The following is a 24,974-nucleotide window of genomic DNA, read 5'->3' as shown; positions in this document are numbered from 1 at the left end:
AGGCCGGAAAACGGATTGGTGCTGCGGGGTTGCGTGAGGGGGACGTCGGTCATGCGCGCAATCTCCTCCCGTCATCCCAAGGCTTGACCTTGGGATCCATGCCGTGACGTTTCAAATTTTTTCCGGTCTGTCCGTGTCGCAAGGAAACGGCTTGGATTGCCGGATCAAGTCCGGCAATGACGAAGTGGGTAAAACCTGAAACCTCAATCCTCATAGGAATGCCCCGCCTTCAGGCCCTCGCGGACGCGGTGGGCGATCTTCAGGAATTCCGGGGTCTCTCGGATGTCGAGGGAGCGGTCGCGCGGCAGGTCGCTTTCGATGACGTCGTAGATCCGGCCGGGGCGCGGGCAGAGGACGACGATCTTGGTCGACAGGAACACGGCTTCCGGGATCGAATGGGTGACGAAGACCACGGTCTTGTTGGTCTTGGCCCAGAGCTGTAGGAGCTGCTCGTTGAGGTGGTCGCGGACGATTTCGTCGAGCGCCCCGAAAGGCTCGTCCATCAGCAGGAGATCCGGCTCGACCGCAAGGGCGCGGGCGATGGAAGCGCGCTGCTGCATGCCGCCGGAAAGCTGCCAGGGGTACTTCTTTTCAAAGCCGGTGAGGTTCACAAGCTCCATGTTGCGGGCAATGCGGTCCCGCTGCTCGGCGGCCGACAGGCCCATGATTTCCAGCGGCAGCGCGACATTCTTGGCGATCGTGCGCCAGGGATAGAGCGCGGCGGCCTGGAAGACATAGCCATAGGCCCGGTTGAGACGGGCTTCCTCAGGGGAAACGCCGTTGACGCTGATATGGCCCGCCGTCGGTTTCTCCAGGTCGGCAATGACGCGCAACAGCGTGGTCTTGCCGCAACCGGACGGGCCAATGAAGGAGACAAAATCGCCTTCCTCGATCTTCAGGTCGATGTCTGACAGGGCGTGAACCGGGCCGTCATTGGTCTCGAAGGTCAGCGAGAGATTCTCGATATCGATCACCCGGTTCGGGCTGGCGCTTGTTGTTGTTTCCACCATCTCGGTGTCCTTTGCGCTGGCAAGAGCGTTCATGTCATTCCTCGCTACACGAGTCGGGTCCGGGTCCCAAGGTTTGCTGATCAAGCCGGGCTTGCAGCGGGTTTGGCTTATCCGGCTCTTCGACGCGTTGGCGTCGTCTCCAAGTCACCTCTCCCCGTGGGAGAGGTCGGACCACAGGTCCGGGTGAGGGGACAGATCTCTCTGCGTCTCACAAGCTTTTGTTCCCTCACCCCAGCCCTCTCCCAATGGGAGAGGGAGCAAGCTCCGGCAGGCGCATTGGCGGAGCCAAAAGGGTGAGGCAGGCATCAGACGCCGCTGGCCGGGATGCCGGTGCGCTCGACCTTGCGCGGGGCGGTCAGTTCCTTCCAGGTGCTGAGCGCCTTGTTGACCGCCTGGAACGGCTCGCGGGCAACGAACTCGCCATGACCCTGTTGATGGTTGACCGTGCCGTCCTCGACCGCGACGCGGCCGCGGGTGAGCGTGTAGCGTGGCAGCCCCTTGACCGTCTTGCCTTCAAACACGTTGTAGTCGATCGCCGACTGCTGGTTGGACGCCGAGATTGTCTTGGTCCTTTCCGGATCCCAGACCACCAGATCCGCATCGGCACCAACCAAAACAGCGCCTTTTTTCGGATAGATATTGAGGATCTTTGCAATATTGGTTGAAGTCACCGCAACGAACTCGTTCGGGGTCAGGCGGCCGGTTCCGACCCCATAGGTCCACAGCATCGGCATGCGGTCTTCCAAGCCACCGGTGCCGTTCGGGATCTTGGTGAAATCGCCGACGCCGGTGCGTTTCTGGTCGGTTGTGAAGGCGCAGTGGTCGGTGGCGACCACCTGCAGCGAGCCGGAGGCCAGACCCGCCCAAAGGCTGTCCTGGTGTTTCTTGTCGCGGAACGGGGGCGACATCACCCGGCGGGCGGCGTGGTCCCAGTCGGCATGTTTGTACTCGCTGTCATCAAGCGTCAGGTGCTGGATCAGCGGCTCGCCGTAAGCGCGAATACCGTTCTGGCGGGCGCGGCGGATGGCTTCGTGGGCCTGTTCCGACGAGGTGTGCACGATATAGACCGGCACACCGGCCATGTCGGCGATCATGATGGCGCGGTTGGTGGCTTCGCCTTCCACTTCCGGCGGCCGGGAATAAGCATGGGCTTCCGGACCGTTGTTGCCCTCGGCGAGCAGTTTCTGCTGCAGGGTCGCGACGACGTCGCCGTTTTCCGCATGGACCAGCGGCAGGGCTCCGAGCTCGGCGCAGCGGGAGAAGGACGCGAACATCTCGTCGTCATTCACCATCAGCGCGCCCTTGTAGGCCATGAAATGCTTGAAGGTGTTGATGCCCTTTTTCTGAACGACTTCCTGCATGTCGTTGAAGACCTGCTCGCCCCACCAGGTGATCGCCATGTGGAAGGAATAGTCGCAATGGGCCATCGTGGACTTGTTGTCCCACATCTGCAGCGCTTCCAGCAGCGACTGGCCCGGCGAGGGCAGGGCGAAGTCGACCACCATGGTGGTGCCGCCGGCCAGCGCCGCGCGTGTGCCGCTGTCGAAATTGTCCGACGAGAACGTGCCCATGAAGGGCATCTCCAGGTGCGTATGCGGATCGATGCCACCCGGCATGATGTAGCAGCCGGTCGCGTCCAGGGTTTCGTCGCCGGACAGATTGGGGCCGATTTCGACGATCTTGCCGCCCTCGATCTTCACATCGGCGTCGTAGGACAGATCCGCGGTCACCACGGTGCCGCCCTTGATCACTTTGCTAGCCATTGTTGTTCCCCTCATGCTTGCGCTGGATGGTCCGGGCTTATGCCCGATCTGTTCATTGGTTTTCGTCTGGACACCAAAGCACCGGCGCCGTCAGGTCCCGGTCCTTCAGGATCATCGATAGTCCGTATTTCCGGCCGATCGCGCAGGCCTTGCTGAAATGGATCGGCCGGTCGGTGTATTCCGCGTCGAAGACCGGCTTGCCGTCTTCCGTGTAGGCGAGATAGGACTTGCAGCTGCGGTCCTGGTAACAGCTTTCGGAAATCGCGAAATCGAAAGTGTCGACCAGATCTTCCGTCAGGTCCGGCACGTTCTTTTGGCCGATCTTCAGGCCAAGCCCCTGAGCCGTTGCCGCCAGCAGCCGGACATAGGCAACCGTGTGCCGTGCGGTGACCGGAAAGCCGCTATCATTGTCATGGACATCCATGTTGTCCGGCTCTATCGCGTCAAACCCCTTGGCCTTGCAGCTCTCGAACCGGGCCGTCATCAACGGCAACAGAACATCGATGCGGCGGATGTCGAGGAACTTCTCGTCCGGCCAATCGCCATAGGTCTTGCCGACCACTTCTTGCGGGAAGGTCCCGCGATCCGGAGACGTTCGTTCCAGCGTGCCGACACTGACATAACAGATGGTCTTGATGCCCTTGGCGCGCAGCTCCGCAATGTCCTCGGCAGTGACCAGTTCCGGATGTAGATCAAGCACGTCGACCGCGCGATTGAGGTCGACTGGTTCGGTCAGCTGCCAGTCCCAGCTGTCGCCGACGGAAAAGGCAAGGGCAGAGGCCGGCGCCAGAAGCAGGCTGCCCGTGATTGCCAATGCTTTTCCGTTCAAGTGCACGATTGCGTCTGTCCCTTGATGGAACCCCGGCTGTCTGCCGGGGCTTCGAGAGTGATTTTCAGATTACTCCACGATCCCCGCGGTCTCGACAACCGCGTGGAACAGGACGTCCGCCCCCGCCTTGGCCCAGTCCTTGGAAATCTCCTCGGCCTCGTTGTGCGACAGCCCGTCGACGCAGGGGCACATGATCATGGCCGTCGGAGCGACCTTGTTGATCCAGCAGGCGTCGTGGCCGGCGCCCGAAATGATGTTCTGGTGGGAGTATCCCAGGCGCTCGGCGGCATTGCGCACGGCTTCGACGCAGCCCTTGTCGAACTCGACGGGATCGAACCCGCCGACCTTTTCGAATTCGACCTGAAGGCCCATATCGTCGCAGATCTTCTGGGCTTCGACCTTCAGCCGGTTTTCCATGTCCTGGATAACGGCAAGGTCCGGTGAACGGAAGTCGATGGTGAAGACTGCCTTTCCCGGGATGACATTGCGCGAATTCGGGAACACTTCTATGTGGCCGGCCGCGCCGACCGCATGGGGGGCGTGGGACCAGGCGATCTCGTCGACCTTTTCCAGAATGCGCGCCATGCCGAGCCCGGCGTTCTTGCGCATCGGCATCGGGGTGGAGCCGGTGTGGCTGTCCTTGCCTGTCACCGTTACCTGTGTCCAGGACAAGCCCTGGCCATGGGTGACAACACCGATGTCCTTGCCTTCGGCCTCCAGGATCGGACCCTGTTCGATGTGGAGCTCGAACATGGCGTGCATCTTGTCCTTGCGGGCGCCGACTTCCTCGTCGCCGACCCAACCGATGCGTTTCAGCTCATCGCCGAATTTCTTGCCGTCGTGGTCTTCCCGGTCATAGGCCCAGTCCTGGGTGTGCACGCCGGCAAAGACGCCGGAGGCGAGCATGGCCGGCGCAAAGCGCGTGCCTTCCTCGTTGGTCCAGTTGGTGACCACGATCGGATGTTTGGTCTTGATGCCGAGATCGTTCATGGTGCGGATGACTTCCAGCCCGCCGAGCACGCCGAGAACGCCGTCATACTTGCCGCCGGTCGGCTGTGTGTCGAGATGCGAGCCGACATAGACGGGCAGGGCGTCCGGATCGGTTCCGGGCCGGGTCATGAACATGTTGCCCATGGTGTCGACCGCCATGGTCATGCCGGCTTCCTCGCACCATTTCTGGAACAGCTTGCGGCCCTCGCCATCCTCGTCCGTGACGGTCTGGCGATTGTTGCCACCGGCGACGCCCGGGCCGATCTTGGCCATCTCCATCAGGCTGTCCCACAGCCGGTCCGGGTTGATCCTGAGGTTTTCGCCGGGCGCTGCCATGATGCTCTCCTATTTCAACTCGGTTTCGACGAAAGACATCGGACTGTCTCCGCCGTTGATGACATTGTGTTCGACGCCGCTGTCGCGCCGATAAACGGTTCCGGCCGGAACGATCACCTCGCGGGTCTCGCCACCTGGTTCTTCCAGCAGCATGCGGCACTCGGTCAGCGCCGTGATGACATAGTCAAGGTCGTGCCTGTGCCAGCCGGTTTCGGCACCGGGTACGAAGTCGAACCGCGTGACCCGGACACGCTCATCGTCAATCAGCTTTTCTGCCGTAGCCTGCGGGCGTGTCATCGCGATTGGGTTCCGGTTTTCAATGGGGAGGGCGCTGCAAACGGCGGCGCCCTCCGGTGCGTGATTCAGTCGATCGCGTGCAGAACGCTGCGCAGCTTGTCGAAAATCTCGTCGATCTGGTCCTTGGAGATGATCAGCGGCGGCGACAGGGCGATGATATCGCCGGTCGTGCGGATCAGCAGGCCGTCGTCATAGGCTTTCAGGAAGGCCGAGAAGGCACGTTTGGTCGGTTCGCCGGCAATCGGTGTCAGTTCGATTGCGCCGATCAGGCCAAGATTGCGGATGTCGATGACATTCGGGCAATCCTTGAGCGAATGCAGGCCGTCTTCCCAGTGTTGGGCGAGATCCGCGGCGCGGGTCAGAAGGCCTTCTTCCTCGTAGGTGTCGAGGGTGGCAAGCGCGGCGGCACAGGCGACCGGATGGGCCGAATACGTATAGCCGTGGAACAGCTCGATCATGTGATCCGGGCCGGTCATGAAGGCATTGTAGATATCGGAGGAACAGAACACAGCGCCCATCGGGATGACGCCGGAGGTCAGGCCCTTGGCCGTGGTGACCAGGTCCGGCGTGACCCCGAAGAAGTCGGTTGCGAATGGCGAGCCGAGACGGCCGAAACCGGTGATGACCTCGTCGAAGATCAGCAGGATGCCGTTCTGGGTGCAGATCTCGCGCAAGCGCTCCAGATAGCCCTTCGGCGGGATCAGAACGCCGGTGGAGCCGGCGACCGGCTCGACGATCACGGCTGCAATGGTCGAGGGGTCGTGCAGCTGGATGATGCGGATCAGTTCTTCGGCGTATTCGGCGCCGTTTTCCGGCATGCCGCGCGAGAAGGCGTTGCGCTCCGGATCGTGGGTGTGGCGCATGTGGTCGACACCGGTCAGCATGGTGCCGAAGGTTTTGCGGTTGGCGACTATGCCGCCGACGGAAATGCCGCCGAAGCCGACGCCGTGATAGCCGCGTTCGCGGCCGATCAGGCGCGTACGTGTGCCCTGGCCGATGGAGCGCTGATAGGCGAGCGCGATCTTCAGGGCCGTGTCGACACTTTCGGAACCGGAATTGGTGAAGAACACATGGTCGAGCGGAGAAGGCAGCATGGCCGCGAGCCGCGCGGCGAGTTCAAACGCCTTCGGATGCCCCATCTGGAAAGCCGGCGCGTAGTCGAGCTCGGCAATCTGTTTCTGCACCGCCTCGACCACCTTCGGCCGGGAATGACCGGCATTGCAGCACCAAAGGCCGGCGGTTCCGTCGAGCACCTGACGGCCTTCGGCAGTGGTGTAATGCATGTCCTTGGCCGACACGAACATGCGCGGCGCCTGCTTGAACTGGCGGTTGGCCGTAAACGGCATCCAGAACGCTTCGAGATTGTTGGTGGCAGCCTGGCTCGGTGCTGACATACGTCCTCCTTGCGGCCCTTCGGAATGGAAGGGGCCGGCTGTTGGTATTGCTTATGGAGGAAGGCATAGCATGCGGCTCCTGCCAAAGGCAGTGCCGTTAGCTGTGGTCCTCTCCCCAAACTGTTCCCGGTCCTTTCCGGCGGGCTTTTGCCTCTTTGTCGGAAGGGACCAAATCTCTCTGGTGGGCCGTTCGGCCCGTGCCGGCTTTGCCGGTCCTTGTCATGATGATCCGAAGGCAGCGCCTCAACAAGACATCCCGCGCCAGGTGAATTGGCCCGTTGCAGGGCGTGAGGGGATCGACTAGCCTTCTGACCATCTGGTCAATTTACCCTAGGAGGGATTTGACCAAATGGTCAAGATGCAAATCCGGCCGTCATGACTAATTTGTGGTCATTCGCGCTCCGGAGGGTCTTCGATCCGCTCGAAACGCGCCAAAACCTGTGGAATTGGCGTGTTTGAGCACCTAACAAACGGGCCGATTGGACGGGAAGCGGGACGGTTGATGACAGAATTGAGCGGGCAGACGCAGGATCCGTTGAAGGCGGGCGGCATGAGCCGGATCCAGGAAAAAAACAGATCGCTGATTCTCGACGCGGCCTTGGGAGAGTTCTCGAAAAAGGGATTTTCGGGTGCGACGGTGGAGCGGATCGCCGCCGATGCCGGCATGTCGAAATCCAATTTGCTTTACTATTTTTCTTCCAAGGAAGCGATTTACAACGCCACCCTGGCCCATATCCTCGAAGTCTGGCTGGCACCGCTGAAAACGCTTCGGCCGGAAGGCGAACCGGCGTCCGAATTGGCTGCCTATATCCGTCAGAAGATTGAGATGTCGGCGACTTTCCCGGAAGCCTCGCGCCTGTTCGCAAACGAGGTGATGCAGGGCGCGCCGCAGATCCTGCCGATCCTGGAAACCGAGCTGAAGCGTCTGGTCGCTGAAAAGTCCCAGGTGATCGAGGACTGGATCGCGGCCGGCAAGATGCGCCGGGTCGATCCCGTGCACCTGATCTTCACGATCTGGGCGACGACGCAGCATTACGCGGACTTTTCCGTGCAGATCAGGGCGCTGACGGGCCGGGACCTGAGCGATCCGGACTTCTTTGAAGAAACCGTATCCTCGGTCACGTCCCTGATCCTGAATGGTGCCGGTCTTGTCTGGCCGCCGGAAAACGGTCTGGCGGAATGAGTGGTGACGACGCCCATATCGGTGCGGCGTCACGCATTGCTGTCACGGGACGTCTCTACATCCTGAAAGACGACCTCAGCGAGGATTTCATCCGCGCTTCCGGACCGGGCGGTCAGAATGTCAACAAGGTCTCGACGGCCGTCCAGCTGCGCTTCAACCTTGCGGGCAATGAAACCTTGCCGGAAGACGTCAAGTCCCGAGCGGCCCGGCTGGCCGGAAGCCGCCTGACCCTGAACGGCGAGATCGTGCTGCAGGCCGACCGTTTCCGCACCCGGGAACGCAACCGCGAGGACGCGCTGGAACGCCTCCTGGAGCTTCTGCGCAAGGCCACCGAAAAGCCGAAGCCGCGCAAGGCCACCAAGCCGACGCTCGGGTCGAAACGCCGGCGCCTGGACGCCAAGAAACAACGCGGCCAGATCAAGAAGATGCGCGGTCGAGGGGGACGGCACGACGATTGAAACCAGGCAACACGTGTCTCAGACCAGGATTCCGTTTTGCGGCTTCAGCGGTTCCGGCACCGGCGCGCCGATCCGCTCCGCCAGTGCGATTTCAATGGTCCGGGTCATTGCGGCCAGCGGCAGGCCGTGCGCGCGGTCGGCAAAGGGATGTTCCAGTTCCTCGGTGACCGCGGCCAGGCCGAAAAACACATAGGCAATCACCGCGGCAAAGACCGGCGCCAGAATGCCTGTGCTTTCGATCAGGGCAAAGGGGACCGCAAGGCAATAAAGCCAGCTCGTGCGCAGAACCAGCAAGGAATAGACAAAGGGCAGGGGCGTCACACGGATCCGTTCGCAGCCGGCCTGCGCCAGGCTGATCGAAGCGAGACGTTCGCTCAAAGCTTTGCGACCGAAACCATCGATTGTGCCTGCCTTTGCCGCATCACACAGGATACCGTTTGCGGCGTTCAGTGCCGCACAGGGTGTGGCCAGGGAGACAAGTTCCGGATCCTCTCCCGCCCATTGGTCTAAGGCCTTGTGATCATCGGGGCCGCGCAAGGCGAAGCGGTGAAGATGGGTGAACAACACCGCGCAGCGCAGAAATTGGCGGCGCAGGATATCGTCGGTTAGAAACAGGTCGCTTTCACGGCCAAGACTGCGCATGTCGGCCACGAGCCCGCCCCAGAGCTTGCGAGCCTCCCACCAGCGCTCATAGGCTGCGTTGTTGCGGAAGCCGAGAAACAGCGACAGGGCGATCCCGAACACACCCGTGGCAGCCAGGGAAATATGCGGAAGCGGCTGCACGAACCGGTCCACCAGAACGACGGCCAGCGCGATAGCGGTGACAAGACAGATCAGCGGGGCGACGCGTGGCACGATCGACCCCTGCATGATGAAAAAGAGTTTCAGGTGGTGGGGGGGATCTCTGAGTATCATGGGCAAACCTGTTCCGCGATGCGGACAGGTTTAGCTGTACATGAGGTTATTCGACTGGCCGGGAACGCCGAAATGAAGGCTGAAGCCGACATGGGTTCAAGACCGGCGGTTCGCCCTTGCCAGACCATGGTCCACCAATCGGTCAATGATCTCCGCGTAAGCGACACCGCTGGCCGCCATCACTTTGGAATACATGCTGATATCGGTGAAGCCGGGAATGGTGTTGAGTTCGTTGACCAGAAAGCGGCCATCCGACAGAAGGAAGAAGTCGACCCGCGCCATGCCGTCACAGCCAAGGGCCTGAAAGGCCTTCAAGGCCATGGCGCGGAGGCCGTCTTCCAGCTGCCGCGGCAGGTCGGCCGGAACGATCAGGGCGGCGCCGTCGCCATCGACATATTTGGCATCGTAAGTGTAGAAGCCGTGGCTCGCGGCCGGCACGATTTCGCCGCAGCGGGAGACGAACAGACCGCCATCGGGGTCTTCCAGCACGGCGCATTCGAATTCGCGGCCGTCAATGAATTCCTCCGCAAGCAGCTTTGTGTCATGCCGGAACCCGTCCTTCAGCGCGGCCTGGTAGTCGTCCGGTGTCTTGACCTTGGCAACGCCGACCGATGAGCCCTGGCGGGCCGGCTTCAAAAAGACTGTCCGTCCGAGGTCCTTGGCCAGGTCCTCGAAGGCTGGGACCTGACCGGGCAGGACAGTAACTGCGCGCGCTGTCGGTATCCCAGCAGAGGCCAACAGGCGTTTTGCCAGATCCTTGTCGAGCGCGTTGGCGGATCCCGCAATACCGCAACCGGCGAGGGGGACGCGTGCGGTTTCGGCAAAGCCCTGCACCGCGCCGTCTTCGCCAGGCAGGCCGTGCAAAACGGGGAACAGAATGTCGAGTTTCGGCAATTCGGTGGCCGTGCCATCGCTCCCCATCGCGATAAGCCGGCCCTGTCCTCCGGGAAGAAGACAGAGGTTTGCTCCCTCCGAGGGCTGCTCGAGTTTTCCGTTGTCATACCGGCTCAACAGCCATGTGCCGGTCTTGGTAATGTAAATCGGCACGGCGTCGTAGCGTTCCGGCGACAGCGCTTTCATGACATTGGTGGCCGACAGGACCGATACGTCATGTTCGGCGGACAGGCCGCCAAAAAGGACGCCGATCCGGATTTTCCTCGAAGCTTCTGTCATTGTGTTCCCGATTCAAGCCAAGATCTAGCAATGACTATGAAAAAAGGCGGTTCCGTGTAAACGGGTCTGTCATTCCACCTGCTCTATTCAACAACAGTTTTTGCCCAGTTGAATTGGCGGGCAGGGCACTGTTGCGTAGGAACAGAAAACGCAGCAGTCGCCCTCCTTGGGCTTAAGCATTTCGTGGCAGGCCTTGCACTCATAGAACCACTGGCAGGAATCTGTGGGCATGATCTCCGTTTCGACATGACCGCACACGGGACATGTCAACGCGCTTTCCAACGCGACATCTTGATTGGTCATCGCTTCACATCCTCATGATCAGATAGTCGTTTATCCAGGTCTCGTTGAAGACGATAACCCAGGCCAAAACCGTAATCGCCGTGCTTCCCGTCAACCACCATTTCAACCTTGCAAGCGACTGTTTTTGAAACGCCAAAATCCAGGACACGGCCACAAGGACTGAAGAAATCGCAAGAACGTAATAGCTTGCAGCGGCGATCTTCCCGAACACTGCCAGCCAAGTTCCTCCCAGTCCCAGCAACATCATCGCCATGGGCAGGACACAGCAGGTCGCGACCCCTAGCGCCGAAATCGAACTCAGATAGCTCAGACTTAGAAATTTCTGCATCGCGGTCTCCGGGACCATCACGGCATTGCGTAGTGACTTTCGGTGCCCGCAGTCATACCTCCTGTAGTCACTACAGGATCAAGCCGGATGACATCACATGATCGCGATTGGAGAAGCATCGAAACGGAGCGGCGTCAGCATCGAGACAATCCGCTACTATGAACGGGAAGGGATTGTTCCAAGACCGGGGCGGGCCGCGAACAATCGGCGGCTCTACACGGCTGATGATATCGGCCGGCTGCACCTTTTGAAAAGGCTGCGCGATCTAGGTTTTCCTCTCGCAGAAGCGAGAATGATGCTGGACCTTTCCGAGAACCGGGCCTCGGACTGCGAGGCTGTGATGGAACTGGCGAAAGCTCATATTGCCAATGTGGCAACAAAAATCGCCGAACTGAAGAAACTGGAAACGGCGCTGAAGCAGCTTGTCTCCAACTGCTCACGGGGCAATGTCGATTGCCCAATGCTCGGCCGGCTTCGAACCGAGCAGGACTAATCATTCAGACGCTTTGACCGCTTGCCACATCTTACAATCAGGAAGTGCGGCATTTCGGAATAGACAAACCCCGTAACAGCACAGAGGGCGCGTCCCGGGTCATGATTCGCATAATCAATATTATGGAACTTTAATGTGCAGACGGATTTGAGGCCTGGTATCAATGGCTTAGCGCCACGTTCCGTCGACATCATTTGCGACCACGCGAAAATCAGTCGTTTGCTCCGTGTCCCAGTGCGTCGTTGTCTCCTGGCCCGACGGCATGTTCCGCATCGATCACGCGCCGTGCAATCTCGAAGGAAAAACCTGCACGGCACATGGCAGCCAGATCCTTGTCGCGGCGTTCAGCGCGCTTGCCGCTGCTCCGGTATGGTCCAAGCCGCCGGCGGCGCGCGAAGACCCATGCGGCGTTGTCGTCGGACTGATCATTGTCCTGCAGCACGGCTTCAATTGTCGCGCGGTCGACGCCCTTGGCCGTCAGATGCGCCTCGATCTTGCGCGTGGAACCGCCGCGCCGTCTGAGACCGGCGGCCTTGGTTTCCGCATAGGTCTTGTCGTTGATCAACCCGTTGCGCACACAAGCCTCAATGACCGTATCGACCATCTCGGAGAAGTCCGACGGATCCAGCTCAAGCGCGGTACAGGCCTTCAAAACCTTGCGTTCCAAGACCCGGCGCAGATTGGCCTCGGACGATGCGTAGCGTTCCAGATAATGCAGCGCCGAGCGCGTCAGCCGGTCCTGGGTTGGCGGCTTATAGGTTGGTTTAGCCCGCATGGACCGTATCGGCACATTTTTCGCAGACTTCCGCCAAGTCCAGGCGCATGCCGTCAAATGCCGGTTCGATATGATCCGGTAATTCTGCGGCCAGCGTCCGGTAGTCCAGGTCATTGTGGAGATTGGTGAAAACGGCCTGTTTCGGTGCGATTTTTTGCGTCCACGCCAAGGCATCTTCCAGGCAGAAGTGGCTCGGATGCGGATGACGCCGCAGGCAATCCAAGATCAGAATATCCAGTTTTTTCAGTTGTTTGAGAGCTGTTTCCGGAATACCGGATACATCCGGAAGATAGGCTGCCCCGTCAATCCGGAATCCAAGCGCGTTCATTTCGCCATGGACGACCTCAAAGGGTTCGAAACTCAGGTCACCGGCAGCCCCCGTGATTGTCACCGCTGCGCCTGCCTGGATTTCGTGCCTGTCCAGGATTGGAGGATAATTGGATCCGGCGGGCGTTTCGAAACAATAGCCAAACGACGCCCGGGCACGGTCGTAGGTTTCGCCGTCCATATAGACAGGCACTCTGGTCTTGCTGCGCACCCAGAAGGCGCGCAGGTCGTCGATACCGTGCAGGTGGTCGGCATGGGCATGCGTGTAGAGCACGGCATCGATATGGCTGACATTGGCGCCAAGCAATTGATTCCGAATGTCTGGACCGGTGTCTATCAACACAGTTGTGCACGCGTTACCCACACGCTTTTCCACAAGCAGTGCACAGCGGGATCTGCGGTTTTTCGGCTCAAGCGGGTCGCAGTCCCCCCAGTCATTGCCGATCCGCGGCACGCCGCCGGATGACCCGCAGCCCAGAATGGTCAGGCAGACACTCACGAGGCGGCAGCCTTGGTCAGATAGGCCTCGCGCGGCACCTTCTTGAACAGGCGGAAGAAGTTCTCGGTGGTCTGGCGCGCGATTTCCTCTTCCGAGACACCGCGTGTTTCCGCCAGAACCGCAGCGGTCATGGCGGTATAGGCGGGCTCGTTGCGTTTGCCGCGTTTCGGCTGCGGCGCCAGATAGGGCGCGTCCGTCTCGACCAGCAAGCGGTCGGCCGGCAATTCCTTCGCGATTTCGCGCAGTTCTTCGGACCGTTTGAAGGTCAGGATGCCGGAAAAAGACACATAAAGACCGAGCTCGATCCCGGTCAGAGCCAGGTCGCGGCCGGAGGAAAAGCAGTGCAAGAGGGCCGGGAAGGCCCCCTTCCCCATTTCCTCGCGCAGAATTGCCGTCATGTCGTCATCGGCATCGCGCGCATGGATCACCAGCGGCAGACCGGTCTGGCGCGCCGCGTCGATATGAATGCGCAGGCCTTCCGCCTGGGCGTCGCGCGGCGCCTTGTCGTAGAAATAGTCAAGGCCGGCTTCGCCGATGGCGACCACCTTGGGATGCGCGGCAAGCGCGACGATGTCCTCGACCGGAATGCCGCGCTCCGTGCCCGCATTGTGCGGATGGGTGCCGACCGAGCAGTAGACATTTTCATAGTCTTCCGCGATGGCACGGATCTGGTCGAATTTGCGAATATGGGTGCAGATGGTCACCATGAGCTCGACACCGGCCGCACGGGCCCGTTCGATCAGGTCGGCGCGCTCTCCGTCGAAGTCGGGAAAATCGAGATGGCAATGGCTGTCTACGAGCATGCAGGATCCGGAAATGTTGAAGCCTTTGGGGCTGATGTGTGCGCCATAGCATGGAAACGCCTTTGTCTGAAGCGCAGTGGCATGCGTCAGGCGGCGCGAAGGGCCAAAAAGAAATCCAGCACCACTTGCTTGCGGTCTAGATTGAGCGCATCCGCGTCACGAATGGCCTGGTTGGTCTTTTCCCAGAGTTCGATCAGGCCATGGGCCTTTTGAAGTCCGCCGCCAAGATCCCGGCGCATGCGTTCATGCAGCCAGATCTGGATGATGTGCTGGAAATTCTCCCAGTTGTCGCTCTGGCCACGGGCGGCCACCAGGTCAGCCAGGGCGTGAACCGCAGCGAGGTCCAGCTGCGCCGCGTTTTCGGCAAGCCGTTTCACGCCCTTGGCGATCGCCAGGCCGTCACCGGAGAGCAGCGTGATCGCCGAGCGCAGACTGCCGTCGGCGGCCTGGGCAATCTCATGAAGATCCTCAGGACCCGGCACGGTGTCCGGGGCCAGGTCGCGCAGCCCTTCAGCAATTTCTGCCTCGCTCAAGGGCGCCAGATCGATGCGGCGGCACCTGGACCGGATGGTCGGCAGCAGCCGGCCGGGCGCATGGCTCAGCACAAGGAACAGGCAGCGTTCGGGCGGTTCCTCGAGGATCTTCAACAGCGCATTGGCGGAGCTGACATTCATGTCGTCGGCCGCGTCGACAATGCACAGCCGCCAGGCTTTTGCCGACGCCGTCGTGCCGAAAAAGGAAACCGTGCGCCGGACCTGATCCACGGGCAGATCCGCCTTGAAACGCTTGGCCTTGTCGTCCCAGGGACGGCGAAGATGCAGGACGTTGGGATGACCTCCGGCCGCAAGCTGACGGGCAACGGCATGCTCCGGATCGACGGAAAGATCGGCCGCTGCGGCGACCGCTTGTCCGAAGCGGTCCGGATTGGCGATCACGAACCGGGCGAAGCGGAAGGCCAGCGTGGCCTTGCCGATGCCCTTGGGGCCACCCAGGATCCAGGCGTGGTGCAGGCGCTGCGACCGATAGGCATCGAGCAACTTCTGTTCTGTCTGCCGGTGGCCGATCAGCTGCATGCGTTCATGCGGTAGGGGAAACCCAGGCAGGGCATCCACTTCGGGGATTTCAATGGGGGCCGCCGCGCGCGCCATCAGGACGCTGCCTCCGTCACCGTTCCAGCCTTGCTTATGCCTTGCAAGTCCTCGGGAAACGTCTCCAGAACCGCCTCTTGAATGGCACCTTCCACCTGGTCCAGGTCCTTGGACCCGTCGATGACGGCAAACCGATGGGCTTCCTCGCGCGCGAGCTCCAGGAACATTTTACGCCGGCGCTGATGCACTTTCATGGCCTCGCCTTCGAAGCGGTCCGGTCCGCCGCTGTCATCGGTTTTGGAGCGCACGGCGACGCGGGACAGGCCGATTTCGGCGGGTACGTCGATCAGAAGAGTCAGATCGGGATAGACCCCGGCAACGGCGGCCGTTTCCAGAAGTTTCAGATAGGCACCGTCGACACCCGCCTCGCCCTGATAAACCCGGGTCGAATCGGCATAGCGGTCGCACAGGACCCAGTCGCCGCGCGTCAGGGCGGGCTTGATGGTTGTGTCGACATGGTCCGCACGGGCGGCGGCAAACAGCATGGCCTCACCGCGCGGTCCGAGATCCCGGGCTTCGCCGGACAGGAGCAATTGCCGGATTTTCTCGGCACCGGGTGATCCGCCGGGTTCGCGGGTAACGACGACGGTCTTGCCACGCGATTCCAGAAAGGATTTGAGGCGCGCGATCTGGGTGGATTTTCCCGCCCCCTCGCCGCCTTCAAAGGTGATGAAATGTCCAGCCACGCTGATATCGGCCCCGTCGCACTTTTCTCTTTTCCGCCTGTCACGCTTCTAGCAGGTATCCCGCCGCCAGCAAAAGGCCTTATCCGATCCAGCCGAACAGCAGTTCCTGAAGACCGTCGAGCGCGCGGCCGATGAGAGGCCCCTCACCGACGGCGGCACCGGTGACAAGCGGAGCGCGATAGACGATGCCGTCCTTCCCGATGACACGGATTTCGCCCGCCGGCTGGCCCTTTTCCACCGGTGCGCTGATCGGTCCCGGATAGACCACGCGGATGCGGTAGTCCAGCGTGGTGCCTCGGGGCAGCAACACGTTGACATCGTCGCGGGAGATCAGCGGCACGCTGCTTTCGGTGCCGCCGAAAACCCGGCCGTCGGCCACCGTTTCACCAGCCGTGAAAAGGGTCTTGATGGTGAAGTATTCCCAGGCGCCTTCGATCACTTCCTTAAGGGTCTGCAGGCGGTGCTTGTCTGACGTGAGCCCGGCGACCGCCGCGATGACCCGGCGGCCGTTGCGGTCGACAGAGCCGAGCCCGGAATAGCCGTCCTCCTTGTCAGCGCCACCACCAAGACCGTCGAGATTGCGGATTTCTCCGAGAAGCGGGTTCTTGTTGCGCTGAAAAATGTTGTTCCAGGTAAAATCCGGGATTGCGAACATGGGATAAAGATCCGCATGGCTCTCCAGGATGTATTCGGCGAGCCGGGCCTGGTCGCGGACGGTTGTCTGACTGGGGTCTTCCGCGTAGCCGGTCGGATTGGCGAAGCGGCTGTTGGTCATGCCGATCTTTTGCGCCAGCGTGGTCATCCGGCCGGCGAAGGCCTGCTCCGACCCGTCCAGGCATTCCGCCAGAACAATGGCGGAATCGTTGCCGTTGTGGACCAGCAGGCCCTTCAGGAGATCCTCGACGGAAACCTCCGATTTGATGGCCGCGAACATGGTCGCGCCGCGGCCCGATGGCGCTCCGCCCGTGCGCCAGGCATGTTCGCTGACCTTGCACAGCTGATCCAGTTTTAAATCGCCATCCTTCAGCGCCTGAAACACGGTGGCCGCGGTCATCACCTTGGCGAGCGCTCCGGGGACAAATGTCTGGTCGGGGGCTTTGGCAAACAGGATGGTCCCGGAAGACGGCTCATAGAGAAAGGCCATCGGCGCCTTGGTCACGATGGTTTCGGCGGCCCGCGCCTGCTGAACCAAAAGCACCGGCAATGCCAGCGTGAGAAGAACTGTCAGGAAACATGAGAAAACCCGTCCGAGTCGGGACGGGGTCGCAAAAACTGCCAAACGCATCAGACCGCCTGCCTTCGTGAAGACCCTGCAATGGGCGTGGCAGCCGGTCCGGGCCCGTAGGCCCGGTATCAGAATCGGTTAGCTGCCGTTTTCCAGTTTGGACGCCAACTCGCGCAGGGACAAGCCAGACCCGCCCAGGCCCGCCAGCACTGAATGGGCATCGGATATGCGCTGATTGGCGGCAAAGGAGGAGATCGCACTGCCCGCGCTCATCGTGCCGGGAGCCGGAACACGCAGCACACCAAGTGTCTGCTCGGCCGGGGCCGGTTCAGCCGTATAGGCGGATTCGACCGGCTCGAAGCCGTTGTTGGATGCCACCTTGATGGTCGGGTTTCCGGATTCGAAAGCGATGGCCGGGTCAAAGGCAACGGTGACCGGTTGCGGCCGGACTGGAGCGGCGGCGGCAACCGTCAGATACGGACGGGTTGCCGGAGCCGGCACGCGGCCAAAAGTGACCTGCGGTGTGGCCAGCGGTGCCTGAGGCTCAGCCTGTGCCAGCAGCGTTCCCGGACGGCTTGCGCCCGGCTGAACAGCACCCGGTCCGTCATAGGAAGCCATCAGGAAGGCTTCGTCCTGGCCATGCAGCGGTGCACGGCCGACATATTCGACTTTCACCTTGCCGACGCCTGCCGATTTGGTGTCGAGCATGGTGGCGACACGTTCCGAGAGGTCAATGACACGGTTGCCATGGAAAGGACCACGGTCATTGACGCGCACGATCATCGAGCGGCCATTGGCGAGATTGGTCACTTTGGCATAAGACGGCAGCGGCATGGTCGTGTGCGCCGCGGTCAGGGCGTTCCGGTCGAAGATCTCGCCATTGGCGGTCTTGCGGCCGTGGAAAGTCGGGCCGTACCAGGAGGCGAGACCGGTCTTTTTGTAATTCGGGTCGTCCTTCGGGTAATACCACTTGCCTGCAATCTTGTATTTCTTGCCGACAACATAGCGGCCGCCGCCCTTGGGCACCGGCTTGCCATCGGCAACCACGCGAGGGCTGCCCTTGACGCCGTATTTCTTCGGGCTGAACTTGGCTTTTTCCTGAGGAGCGGTGCTGCAGGCGGCGACTGCGGACAAGGCCGCGATCGTGATCAGTCCGGTGCGCACCTGCGCCCAGACGGAGCGCGTGGGTCTCAGCTCCTTCTTGGCCGGTTCCCCGTGAGACGTATCCGCCATATGGCTAGATTGACCGCCTGTCCCTTGCATACTGCCGTCCTACTCACTTACGCGCTGGCGGCCCCGCAGCTCACGCGATTGTCCCCGGGCGTGATTAAGATCCGCGCCGGTTTCTAAAGGCATTGTTCCGATCTATCTGATCAGTCCCCGCAAGACGCACTGCCCCCGCTGTTCGTCTTGCCTATGCCCTTGTTAAAGCGCAACTTTGTTACTCCAAAGTAAACCGGGCGTCGAGACCGCAAAGCGGACGAAAATCAACTCTCCACCGGTTTCGGCGGCGATGGCGCAAAATAGCTCTCGAGAGCGATCTGTAACACTCTGAAATATATGTCTAAAAACTGACGCAGGCAGCAAGTTTCCGACTGTTGCATGAAGAACACGGCCGCTCAAAAATCGTCATTCGGAGGAGTTGTGACGCACATCACATCCACCCCTGTCAGTTCCGCTTAGGGTGAGGTCATTGCTCGTGACCGCCCTGTCACGGCAATGCTGGACCCCACCTCCAGCTTCGGCCGCCGGTTCAAAACCCTGCCCACGACACCGGACCGGCGGCCCCGACCCTTTGGCGATGTTCCGGTGCCCGTCGTGCACGTCCTGCCCCACCCCTGAAGCTGACGGCGCCGGAACATCCCAAAGAAACGTTCCCGATTTATCGTGCCGACGTCGCTGACGACTTTCTGACAAACGATGGCAGCCTGTTGCCCGGTCCCGTGCGCCTTTGCTTTCGGTCAAATTTCCGTTACCGAAGTCGTCACGTCATGCGATTTCCAAATCCCAAATCCCAAATCCCAGGTCACAAGTCCCAGGTCACAAGTCCTACGCCACGTACTTTGTGTCACCCCGGACAAGCAAAGCGCAGATCCGGGTCCCACTCGCTTGTCCGCTTGCCAAGGCTCCGAGATCGGCGTGGTCACCCGCCATCCACGCGGGCGCTCTGGAAATGAGTAGGCCCCGGGTCTCGTGTTGCTCGCCTGGGGGGACACCTGTGTAGGTTTCTGGTGCAGCAGCAGGAAGTGGGGTCGGGGTGTGCCGCTCCTCAACGTCCACACCATTTTGTCCCCTGCTCGCGCCTGGCTTGAACAACTGCTTGACTTTCACCGTCCGACAGACGAAACGGGTTGTGCAGCCGCGCCGTCCTGGCGCATTACGGTTGCTCAGGTGAGGTGGCCGAGTGGTTTAAGGCAGCGGTCTTGAAAACCGCCGTGCGTGAGAGCGTACCGTGGGTTCGAATCCCACCCTCACCGCCATTTTCACGAAGCGGATGTTTTCTGCGGCCGGTGCAATGCTTCGTGCATGCCAATGGCATTTGCCGCCCCTCCTCCTTTCGCTTATCATTCTTCCCGGAGGAATCCGCTGCTCATCGCGGCGGCGTAATTTGGGAGGTGAGGCATGCCGGTGACGCACGAGCCGTGGCTCGTGGCGCTGTCCCTCGTGATGGCCTTTCAGGGCAGTTTTGTCGGGTTGAACCTGGCCGTTCAGGTGGGCCGGGCCGATGCCGCGCGCCGGCGGCTGCTACTTGCCGGGGCCGCTCTGACGCTGGCGCTGGCGATCTGGTCGATGCATTTTGTCGGCATGCTGGCCGCGCGCCTGCCGGTGGCCGCCAATTTCCTGGTGCTGCCGACGCTGCTTTCCTTCCTCGTCTGCGTGCTCGTGGTCGGTCTCGCCGTCTTTGCGGCCAGCAACGGCCGGCTGACGCCCGTGCGCCTTGGACTTGCGGCCTTCGTCATGGGCAGCGGCATCTGCACCATGCATTATCTCGGCATGTATGCGCTGCACGACTCTCTCGCCATGCAGCACGAGCCGGCCTATGTCTTCGGCAGTTTCCTGATCGCCTTCAACGCGGCGGGGCTTGCCATCTGGCTGCTCTTCGGCCTTGGCCGCCGGCCGCATATCGTTGTCTCTGCGGCCGTACTCGCACTCGCGATCTCGGCGATGCATTACACAGCCATGACGGGCATGACCTTCGGGTTGATCCAGCCGGACGCCGCCATCAGAGCCCCGATGCTGAGCCCGGGTGTGCTCGCCATTGTCGTCTCCTGCGTCGCGTTTCTGGTCTCGGGCCTTTTCCTGCTGGCGCTGGTGCCGGCGCAGGAAGACACTTCAGCCGTAGACACCGAGGCGGCCCCTGCCCGTAAGCCGGCCAGCGGACTTCAGGCCGCCGCCAATCCTGGCCGGAACGCATCGGGGACCTCCAGGCGGAGCCTGCCGATTGAACGGGACGGCCAGAAATGCCAGATCGGCGTCCAGGACATCGTCGCCATTCACGCAGATGCCCATTACACGCGCATTCATGACGGCGCGCGGGACTGTTTCTGTCCGCTCTCCATCAGCGAGGCCGAACAGCAGCTTGATCCCAAGATCTTCAACCGCGTCCACCGCAGCCACATCGTCAACCTGAACCGGGTGGCGAGTTTCAAGCGCTCCGGCGACGGCGGGGTGCTTGTCCTGGCCGGATCCGAAGGCCAGATCGTGCCGGTAAGCCGGTCTCGCTGGGGTCGGGTCAAGAAGCGGCTCAGCGCCATCGAAGACGCTCCGCTTTCCGGCGAACAGCCGATCCCCGCCGAATAGTTCATCTCCTCACATCGCTGGTTTGCAGTGCAATGTCGGGCCGGCGAGGTCGTCATTCGTGCGGTCCTGCACGAAATACGTTCTTCCTCAGGTTGTTTCACGATGATCTGCGAGAACGCCTGCAACTCGCTGGCAATAAACGCCTTTGGCAAATTGCCACCACGGAAAAGATGCGAAATACGTCAACAGACTTGCCGCAATTCGTGCAAATCAACCCGTCATCCGTGTATTGCCGCCACCCTTTGTGCATGCCGTCTTGAGTGTGCGGCGCACATCTCCGCAGCCTTGAGGCATGCGACAGTCTGTCCTTTCGGGCAGCGCATGTCCGGCCGGTCTGTTTGACCCGCCGTGAGAGGGAGGAGAAAAACGTGATCCCTGGTGAGTTCACCTATCACCGGCCATCATCCGTGGCCGAAGCCGTCGCCATCCTGGCCAGTCATGGCGACGAAGCCCGTCCGTTGTCCGGCGGACACAGCCTGATCCCGATGATGAAGCTGCGTATGGCAGCGCCCGAGCATCTTGTCGATCTCGGCGGCATCGCCGACCTGAAGGGCATTGCGGAAGATGGCGATACGATCACTGTCGGTGCCATGACCACGCAGCATGAGCTGATCGGTTCGGACCTGCTCGGCGCCAGGCTGCCGATCATCCGTGAGACGTCGCTTCTGATTGCCGACCCGCAGATCCGCTACCTCGGCACGCTCGGCGGCAATGTTGCCAATGGCGATCCTGGCAACGACATGCCGGCGCTGATGCAGTGCCTGAACGCGGCCTATGTACTGACCGGACCGGACGGCGCGCGCGAAGTTGCAGCCCGGGAGTTCTATGAGGCCGCCTATTTCACCGCCCTCGCCCCGGACGAAATCCTGACGGCCGTAAAGATCCCGGTGCCGCCGACCGGCCACGGCTATGCCTATGAGAAGCTGAAGCGCAAGGTGGGCGATTACGCCACAGCAGCAGCGGCCGTCGTGCTGACGCTGTCCGGCGGCAGCGTGTCCACTTGCTCCGTTGCACTGACCAACGTCGCCGACACGCCGCTTTACGCCGAAGAAGCCGGCAGCATTCTCACCGGGTCGACGCTCGACGCGGACACCGTGAAACGCGCCGTTGCGGCCGCTGAAGCGATCACCGACCCCGCCTCCGATGGGCGGGGACCGGCAGAATACCGCATTAAAATGGCCGGCATCATGCTGGAGCGCGCGCTTGCGCGGGCGGCTGACCGGGCCAGGGGCTGAGGGAGAGACACATGAGCGATATCGAACAGATCCCGGTCAGCCTGACCGTCAACGGCAAGAAGGTGCAGCGCTTTGTCGAGCCGCGCACGCTTCTCATCCATTTTCTGCGCGAGGAACTGGATCTCACCGGTCCCCATATCGGCTGCGAGACCTCCCATTGCGGGGCCTGCACGGTCGACATGAACGGCATGTCGGTGAAGTCCTGCACGGTATTCGCGGTTCAGGCCAACGGCGCGGAGCTGACCACCATCGAGGGCATGGCCAATCCGGACGGCACCCTCTCGGCGCTGCAGGAAGGTTTTCGCCAGATGCACGGGCTTCAGTGCGGCTTCTGCACGCCGGGCATGATTACCCGGGCCCATACGCTCCTCAAGGAAAACCCGAACCCGACGGAAGACGAAATCCGCATGGGCATTTCGGGCAATCTCTGCCGCTGCACCGGCTACCAGAACATCGTCAAGGCCATCCAGTATGCCGCAGCCAAGCTGAACGGCACTGACATCCAGGAGGCTGCGGAATGAACGACATGACCCCGACACGGGAACAGCGCGAGGCCGCCCTTGAAGGCATGGGCTGCAAGCGCAAGCGCGTGGAAGACATCCGCTTCACGCAGGGCAAGGGCCAGTATGTCGATGACCTGAAACTGCCGGGCATGGTGTTCGGTGATTTCGTGCGCTCGCCCTATGCACACGCCAAGGTCACCAAGATCGACGCCACGGAAGCCCTCAAGCTGCCCGGCGTGATTGCCGTCCTGACCGCGGAGGACCTGAAAGGCGTCAATCTCGCCTGGATGCCGACGCTGGCCGGCGATGTCCAGATGGTGCTGGCCGATGGCAAGGTGCTTTACCAGAACCAGGAAGTGGCCTTCGTGGTCGCGGAGAACCGCTACATCGCCGATGACGCCATCCAGCTGGTCGAGGTCGAGTATGAGGAACTGCCTGTTCTGGTCGACCCGTTCCAGTCGATGGCGCCGGACGCGCCGGTGCTGCGGCCGGATCTTGAGGGCAAGATGGAAGGCGCGCATGGGCCGCGCAAACACCACAACCACATCTTCACCTGGGAAGTCGGCGACAAGGACGAGACCTCGAAGGCCTTCGCGGAAGCAGATGTCACGGTCAAGGAGCTGATCTCCTATCACCGCACCCATCCCTCGCCGCTGGAAACCTGCCAGTGCGTGGCCTCGATGGACAAGGTCAAGGGCGAGCTCACCGTCTGGGGCACGTTCCAGGCGCCGCATGTCATCCGCACGGTGGCCTCGCTGCTGTCGACGATCCCGGAACACAAGATCCACGTGATCGCGCCGGATATCGGCGGCGGCTTCGGCAACAAGGTCGGTGCCTATCCGGGCTACATCTGCTCGATCGTCGCCTCAATCGTCACCGGCGTGCCGGTCAAATGGGTCGAGGACCGGATGGAGAACCTTTCCACCACGTCCTTTGCCCGCGACTATCACATGACCACGGAAATCGCCGCGAAAAGCGACGGCACGGTCACAGGGCTGAAAGTGCATGTGCTGGCCGATCATGGCGGTTTCGACGCCTGCGCCGATCCGTCGAAATGGCCGGCCGGTTTCTTCAACATCGTCACCGGGTCCTACGATTTCCCGGCAGCGCATCTGGAGGTCGACGGTGTCTACACCAACAAGGCCCCCGGCGGGGTTGCCTATCGCTGCTCCTTCCGGGTGACGGAGGCTGCCTATTGCATCGAGCGCGGCATGGACATCCTGGCCCAGAAGCTCGGCATGGACCCGGCGGATCTTCGCATGAAGAACTTCATCAAGCCGGAGCAGTTTCCCTATCAGTCGGCGCTCGGCTGGGAATATGACAGCGGCGATTACCACACCGCCATGCAAAAGGCGATGGACACGATCGGTTATCGCGAGCTGCGCGCAGAACAGAAGGCCAAACAGGAGGCGTTCAAGCGCGGCGAGACCCGCGAGATCATGGGCATAGGCGTCTCTTTCTTCACCGAGATCGTCGGCGCCGGCCCGTCCAAGAACTGCGATATCCTGGGCGTTGCCATGTTCGACAGCGCGGAAATCCGCGTGCACCCGACCGGTTCGGTGATCTCGCGCATGGGCACCAAGTCGCAGGGCCAGGGCCACGAGACCACCTGGGCACAGATCATCGCCACCGAAATCGGCATTCCGGCCGCCGACATCATGGTCGAGGAAGGCAACACCGATACGGCGCCCTACGGACTTGGAACCTACGGCTCCCGCTCGACACCGGTCGCCGGTGCCGCCATTGCGCTGGCGGCGCGCAAGATCCGCAACAAGGCGCAGATGATCGCCGCCCACATGCTGGAGGTTTCCGAATACGATCTTGAGTGGGACGTGGACGGCTTCCAGGTAAAGGGCAATCCGCAGGCCCGAAAAGCCATGAAGGAGATCGCCTGGGCGGCCTATCACGCTCCGCCTCCCGGCATGGAGCCGGGTCTCGAAGCGGTCAGCTATTATGATCCGCCCAACATGACCTATCCGTTCGGCGCATATTTCTGCGTCATGGACATCGATGTCGACACAGGTGTCGCCAAGACGAGGCGCTTCTATGCGCTCGACGATTGCGGCACGCGCATCAATCCAATGATCATCGAGGGACAGGTCCATGGCGGGCTGACGGAAGCCTTCGCCATCGCGATGGGCCAGGAGATCCGCTACGACGAGACCGGCAACGTCATGGGGGCGTCCTTCATGGACTTCTTCATTCCGACAGCGGTCGAGACGCCCCATTGGGAGACCGACTATACGGTGACGCCCAGCCCGCATCATCCGATCGGCGCCAAGGGGGTCGGCGAAAGCCCGAATGTCGGAGGCGTGCCGGCCTTCTCCAACGCCGTCAACGATGCGTTCCAGTTCCTCGGCAGCACCCACATCCAGATGCCGCACGATGCTTGGCGGATCTGGCAGGCAGCCCGGGATCTCGGGGCGCACGGGTAAGACATAAGACACCGCGGACCAAATCCTCAGAAACTGGTCCGCGGTTTTTCTCCGTATGTCGTCCC

24 protein-coding genes and 1 tRNA gene are annotated in these 24,974 nt (G+C 61.5%); 8 read left to right on the top strand and 17 right to left on the bottom strand.

Features of this window, described 5'->3' with window-relative positions; genetic code table 11:
- Positions 1 to 203: 203 nt before the first annotated feature.
- From M0H32_RS04740 to aptA, 6 genes are all read right to left on the bottom strand, one after another.
- Entirely contained in the window at positions 204 to 1,010 is an 807-nt protein-coding gene (locus M0H32_RS04740; protein ID WP_248151784.1) for an ABC transporter ATP-binding protein, read from the bottom strand.
- A gap of 305 nt (positions 1,011 to 1,315) precedes the next feature.
- Positions 1,316 to 2,773 (bottom strand): dihydropyrimidinase, encoded by a 1,458-nt coding sequence (gene hydA, locus M0H32_RS04735; protein WP_248151363.1) that lies wholly within the window; start codon positions 2,771 to 2,773, stop codon positions 1,316 to 1,318.
- A 52-nt stretch (positions 2,774 to 2,825) separates the two neighbouring features.
- Complete coding sequence (locus M0H32_RS04730; RefSeq protein WP_248151361.1) at positions 2,826 to 3,587, bottom strand: endo alpha-1,4 polygalactosaminidase; 762 nt, start codon at positions 3,585 to 3,587, stop codon at positions 2,826 to 2,828.
- 84 nt (positions 3,588 to 3,671) lie between these two features.
- Positions 3,672 to 4,928 carry a Zn-dependent hydrolase gene (locus tag M0H32_RS04725; protein ID WP_248151359.1) on the bottom strand — a complete coding sequence of 419 codons (1,257 nt, stop codon included), beginning with the start codon at positions 4,926 to 4,928 and terminating at the stop codon, positions 3,672 to 3,674.
- Positions 4,929 to 4,937: 9 nt separating this feature from the next.
- Positions 4,938 to 5,225 (bottom strand): cupin domain-containing protein, encoded by a 288-nt coding sequence (locus M0H32_RS04720; protein ID WP_248151357.1) that lies wholly within the window; start codon positions 5,223 to 5,225, stop codon positions 4,938 to 4,940.
- Positions 5,226 to 5,290: 65 nt separating this feature from the next.
- Positions 5,291 to 6,619: an omega-aminotransferase AptA gene (gene aptA, locus M0H32_RS04715; RefSeq protein ID WP_248151355.1), complete on the bottom strand. Its 1,329-nt coding sequence runs from the start codon at positions 6,617 to 6,619 to the stop codon at positions 5,291 to 5,293.
- 502 nt (positions 6,620 to 7,121) lie between these two features.
- Here aptA and rutR point away from each other — a divergent pair.
- Both rutR and arfB read left to right on the top strand, forming a co-directional pair.
- On the top strand, positions 7,122 to 7,802 hold the full coding sequence (gene rutR / locus M0H32_RS04710) for an HTH-type transcriptional regulator RutR (RefSeq protein ID WP_248151353.1): 681 nt from the start codon (positions 7,122 to 7,124) through the stop codon (positions 7,800 to 7,802).
- Positions 7,799 to 8,260 (top strand): alternative ribosome rescue aminoacyl-tRNA hydrolase ArfB, encoded by a 462-nt coding sequence (arfB, locus tag M0H32_RS04705; protein WP_248151340.1) that lies wholly within the window; start codon positions 7,799 to 7,801, stop codon positions 8,258 to 8,260. The genes rutR and arfB overlap by 4 nt, the downstream gene beginning before the upstream one ends.
- Positions 8,261 to 8,278: 18 nt before the next feature.
- Here arfB and M0H32_RS04700 read toward each other — a convergent pair whose 3' ends face one another.
- From M0H32_RS04700 to M0H32_RS04685, 4 genes are all read right to left on the bottom strand, one after another.
- Positions 8,279 to 9,175, bottom strand: a complete 897-nt coding sequence (locus tag M0H32_RS04700; RefSeq protein WP_248151337.1) for a bestrophin family protein — start codon at positions 9,173 to 9,175, stop codon at positions 8,279 to 8,281.
- 96 nt (positions 9,176 to 9,271) lie between these two features.
- Positions 9,272 to 10,348: a D-alanine--D-alanine ligase family protein gene (locus M0H32_RS04695; RefSeq protein ID WP_248151327.1), complete on the bottom strand. Its 1,077-nt coding sequence runs from the start codon at positions 10,346 to 10,348 to the stop codon at positions 9,272 to 9,274.
- An 87-nt stretch (positions 10,349 to 10,435) separates the two neighbouring features.
- Entirely contained in the window at positions 10,436 to 10,651 is a 216-nt protein-coding gene (locus tag M0H32_RS04690) for a GDCCVxC domain-containing (seleno)protein (RefSeq protein ID WP_248151324.1), read from the bottom strand.
- Between the two features lie 4 nt (positions 10,652 to 10,655).
- A complete protein-coding gene (locus M0H32_RS04685; RefSeq protein ID WP_248151320.1) occupies positions 10,656 to 10,979 on the bottom strand; it encodes a hypothetical protein in 324 nt (107 codons plus the stop codon).
- A 97-nt stretch (positions 10,980 to 11,076) separates the two neighbouring features.
- Between M0H32_RS04685 and M0H32_RS04680 the strand changes: the two genes are divergently transcribed.
- A complete protein-coding gene (locus M0H32_RS04680) occupies positions 11,077 to 11,472 on the top strand; it encodes a MerR family transcriptional regulator (protein WP_248151307.1) in 396 nt (131 codons plus the stop codon).
- 211 nt (positions 11,473 to 11,683) lie between these two features.
- On the opposite strand, the gene M0H32_RS04675 is transcribed toward M0H32_RS04680, so the two are convergent.
- The 7 genes from M0H32_RS04675 to M0H32_RS04645 form a co-directional block, all read right to left on the bottom strand.
- Positions 11,684 to 12,247, bottom strand: coding sequence for a regulatory protein RecX (locus tag M0H32_RS04675; RefSeq protein WP_248151304.1), 564 nt, complete (start codon positions 12,245 to 12,247; stop codon positions 11,684 to 11,686).
- Complete coding sequence (locus M0H32_RS04670; RefSeq protein ID WP_248151302.1) at positions 12,237 to 13,073, bottom strand: MBL fold metallo-hydrolase; 837 nt, start codon at positions 13,071 to 13,073, stop codon at positions 12,237 to 12,239. The genes M0H32_RS04675 and M0H32_RS04670 overlap by 11 nt, the downstream gene beginning before the upstream one ends.
- Positions 13,070 to 13,876, bottom strand: coding sequence for a TatD family hydrolase (locus M0H32_RS04665; RefSeq protein WP_248151291.1), 807 nt, complete (start codon positions 13,874 to 13,876; stop codon positions 13,070 to 13,072). The genes M0H32_RS04670 and M0H32_RS04665 overlap by 4 nt, the downstream gene beginning before the upstream one ends.
- Positions 13,877 to 13,962: 86 nt before the next feature.
- Entirely contained in the window at positions 13,963 to 15,024 is a 1,062-nt protein-coding gene (locus tag M0H32_RS04660; RefSeq protein WP_248151288.1) for a DNA polymerase III subunit delta', read from the bottom strand.
- Positions 15,024 to 15,710: a dTMP kinase gene (tmk, locus tag M0H32_RS04655; RefSeq protein WP_248151287.1), complete on the bottom strand. Its 687-nt coding sequence runs from the start codon at positions 15,708 to 15,710 to the stop codon at positions 15,024 to 15,026. The genes M0H32_RS04660 and tmk overlap by 1 nt, the downstream gene beginning before the upstream one ends.
- A gap of 79 nt (positions 15,711 to 15,789) precedes the next feature.
- Positions 15,790 to 16,995: a D-alanyl-D-alanine carboxypeptidase family protein gene (locus M0H32_RS04650; protein WP_248151286.1), complete on the bottom strand. Its 1,206-nt coding sequence runs from the start codon at positions 16,993 to 16,995 to the stop codon at positions 15,790 to 15,792.
- A 78-nt stretch (positions 16,996 to 17,073) separates the two neighbouring features.
- Positions 17,074 to 18,168, bottom strand: a complete 1,095-nt coding sequence (locus tag M0H32_RS04645) for a septal ring lytic transglycosylase RlpA family protein (protein ID WP_248151285.1) — start codon at positions 18,166 to 18,168, stop codon at positions 17,074 to 17,076.
- Positions 18,169 to 19,325: 1,157 nt separating this feature from the next.
- Here M0H32_RS04645 and M0H32_RS04640 point away from each other — a divergent pair.
- The 5 genes from M0H32_RS04640 to M0H32_RS04620 all read left to right on the top strand — a co-directional run bounded on the left by M0H32_RS04640 (position 19,326) and on the right by M0H32_RS04620 (position 24,909).
- Positions 19,326 to 19,415 (top strand) — tRNA-Ser (locus tag M0H32_RS04640).
- A 142-nt stretch (positions 19,416 to 19,557) separates the two neighbouring features.
- On the top strand, positions 19,558 to 20,736 hold the full coding sequence (locus M0H32_RS04635; protein ID WP_248151279.1) for an MHYT domain-containing protein: 1,179 nt from the start codon (positions 19,558 to 19,560) through the stop codon (positions 20,734 to 20,736).
- A gap of 368 nt (positions 20,737 to 21,104) precedes the next feature.
- The gene (locus M0H32_RS04630; RefSeq protein WP_248151277.1) at positions 21,105 to 21,971 is read left to right on the top strand and encodes an FAD binding domain-containing protein; all 867 of its coding nucleotides are present in this window, start codon (positions 21,105 to 21,107) and stop codon (positions 21,969 to 21,971) included.
- An 11-nt stretch (positions 21,972 to 21,982) separates the two neighbouring features.
- The gene (locus tag M0H32_RS04625) at positions 21,983 to 22,492 is read left to right on the top strand and encodes a (2Fe-2S)-binding protein (protein ID WP_282449173.1); all 510 of its coding nucleotides are present in this window, start codon (positions 21,983 to 21,985) and stop codon (positions 22,490 to 22,492) included.
- A complete protein-coding gene (locus M0H32_RS04620) occupies positions 22,489 to 24,909 on the top strand; it encodes an aerobic carbon-monoxide dehydrogenase large subunit (RefSeq protein ID WP_248151276.1) in 2,421 nt (806 codons plus the stop codon). Before M0H32_RS04625 ends, M0H32_RS04620 begins: the two co-directional genes overlap by 4 nt.
- The last annotated feature ends 65 nt before the right edge of the window (positions 24,910 to 24,974 follow it).

It is taken from the genome of Roseibium sediminicola (assembly GCF_023156505.1).
GTDB lineage: Bacteria > Pseudomonadota > Alphaproteobacteria > Rhizobiales > Stappiaceae > Roseibium > Roseibium sediminicola.
The sequence above is the reverse complement of the archived record's forward strand: the minus strand, read 5'-3'. Positions and strand labels throughout refer to the sequence as shown.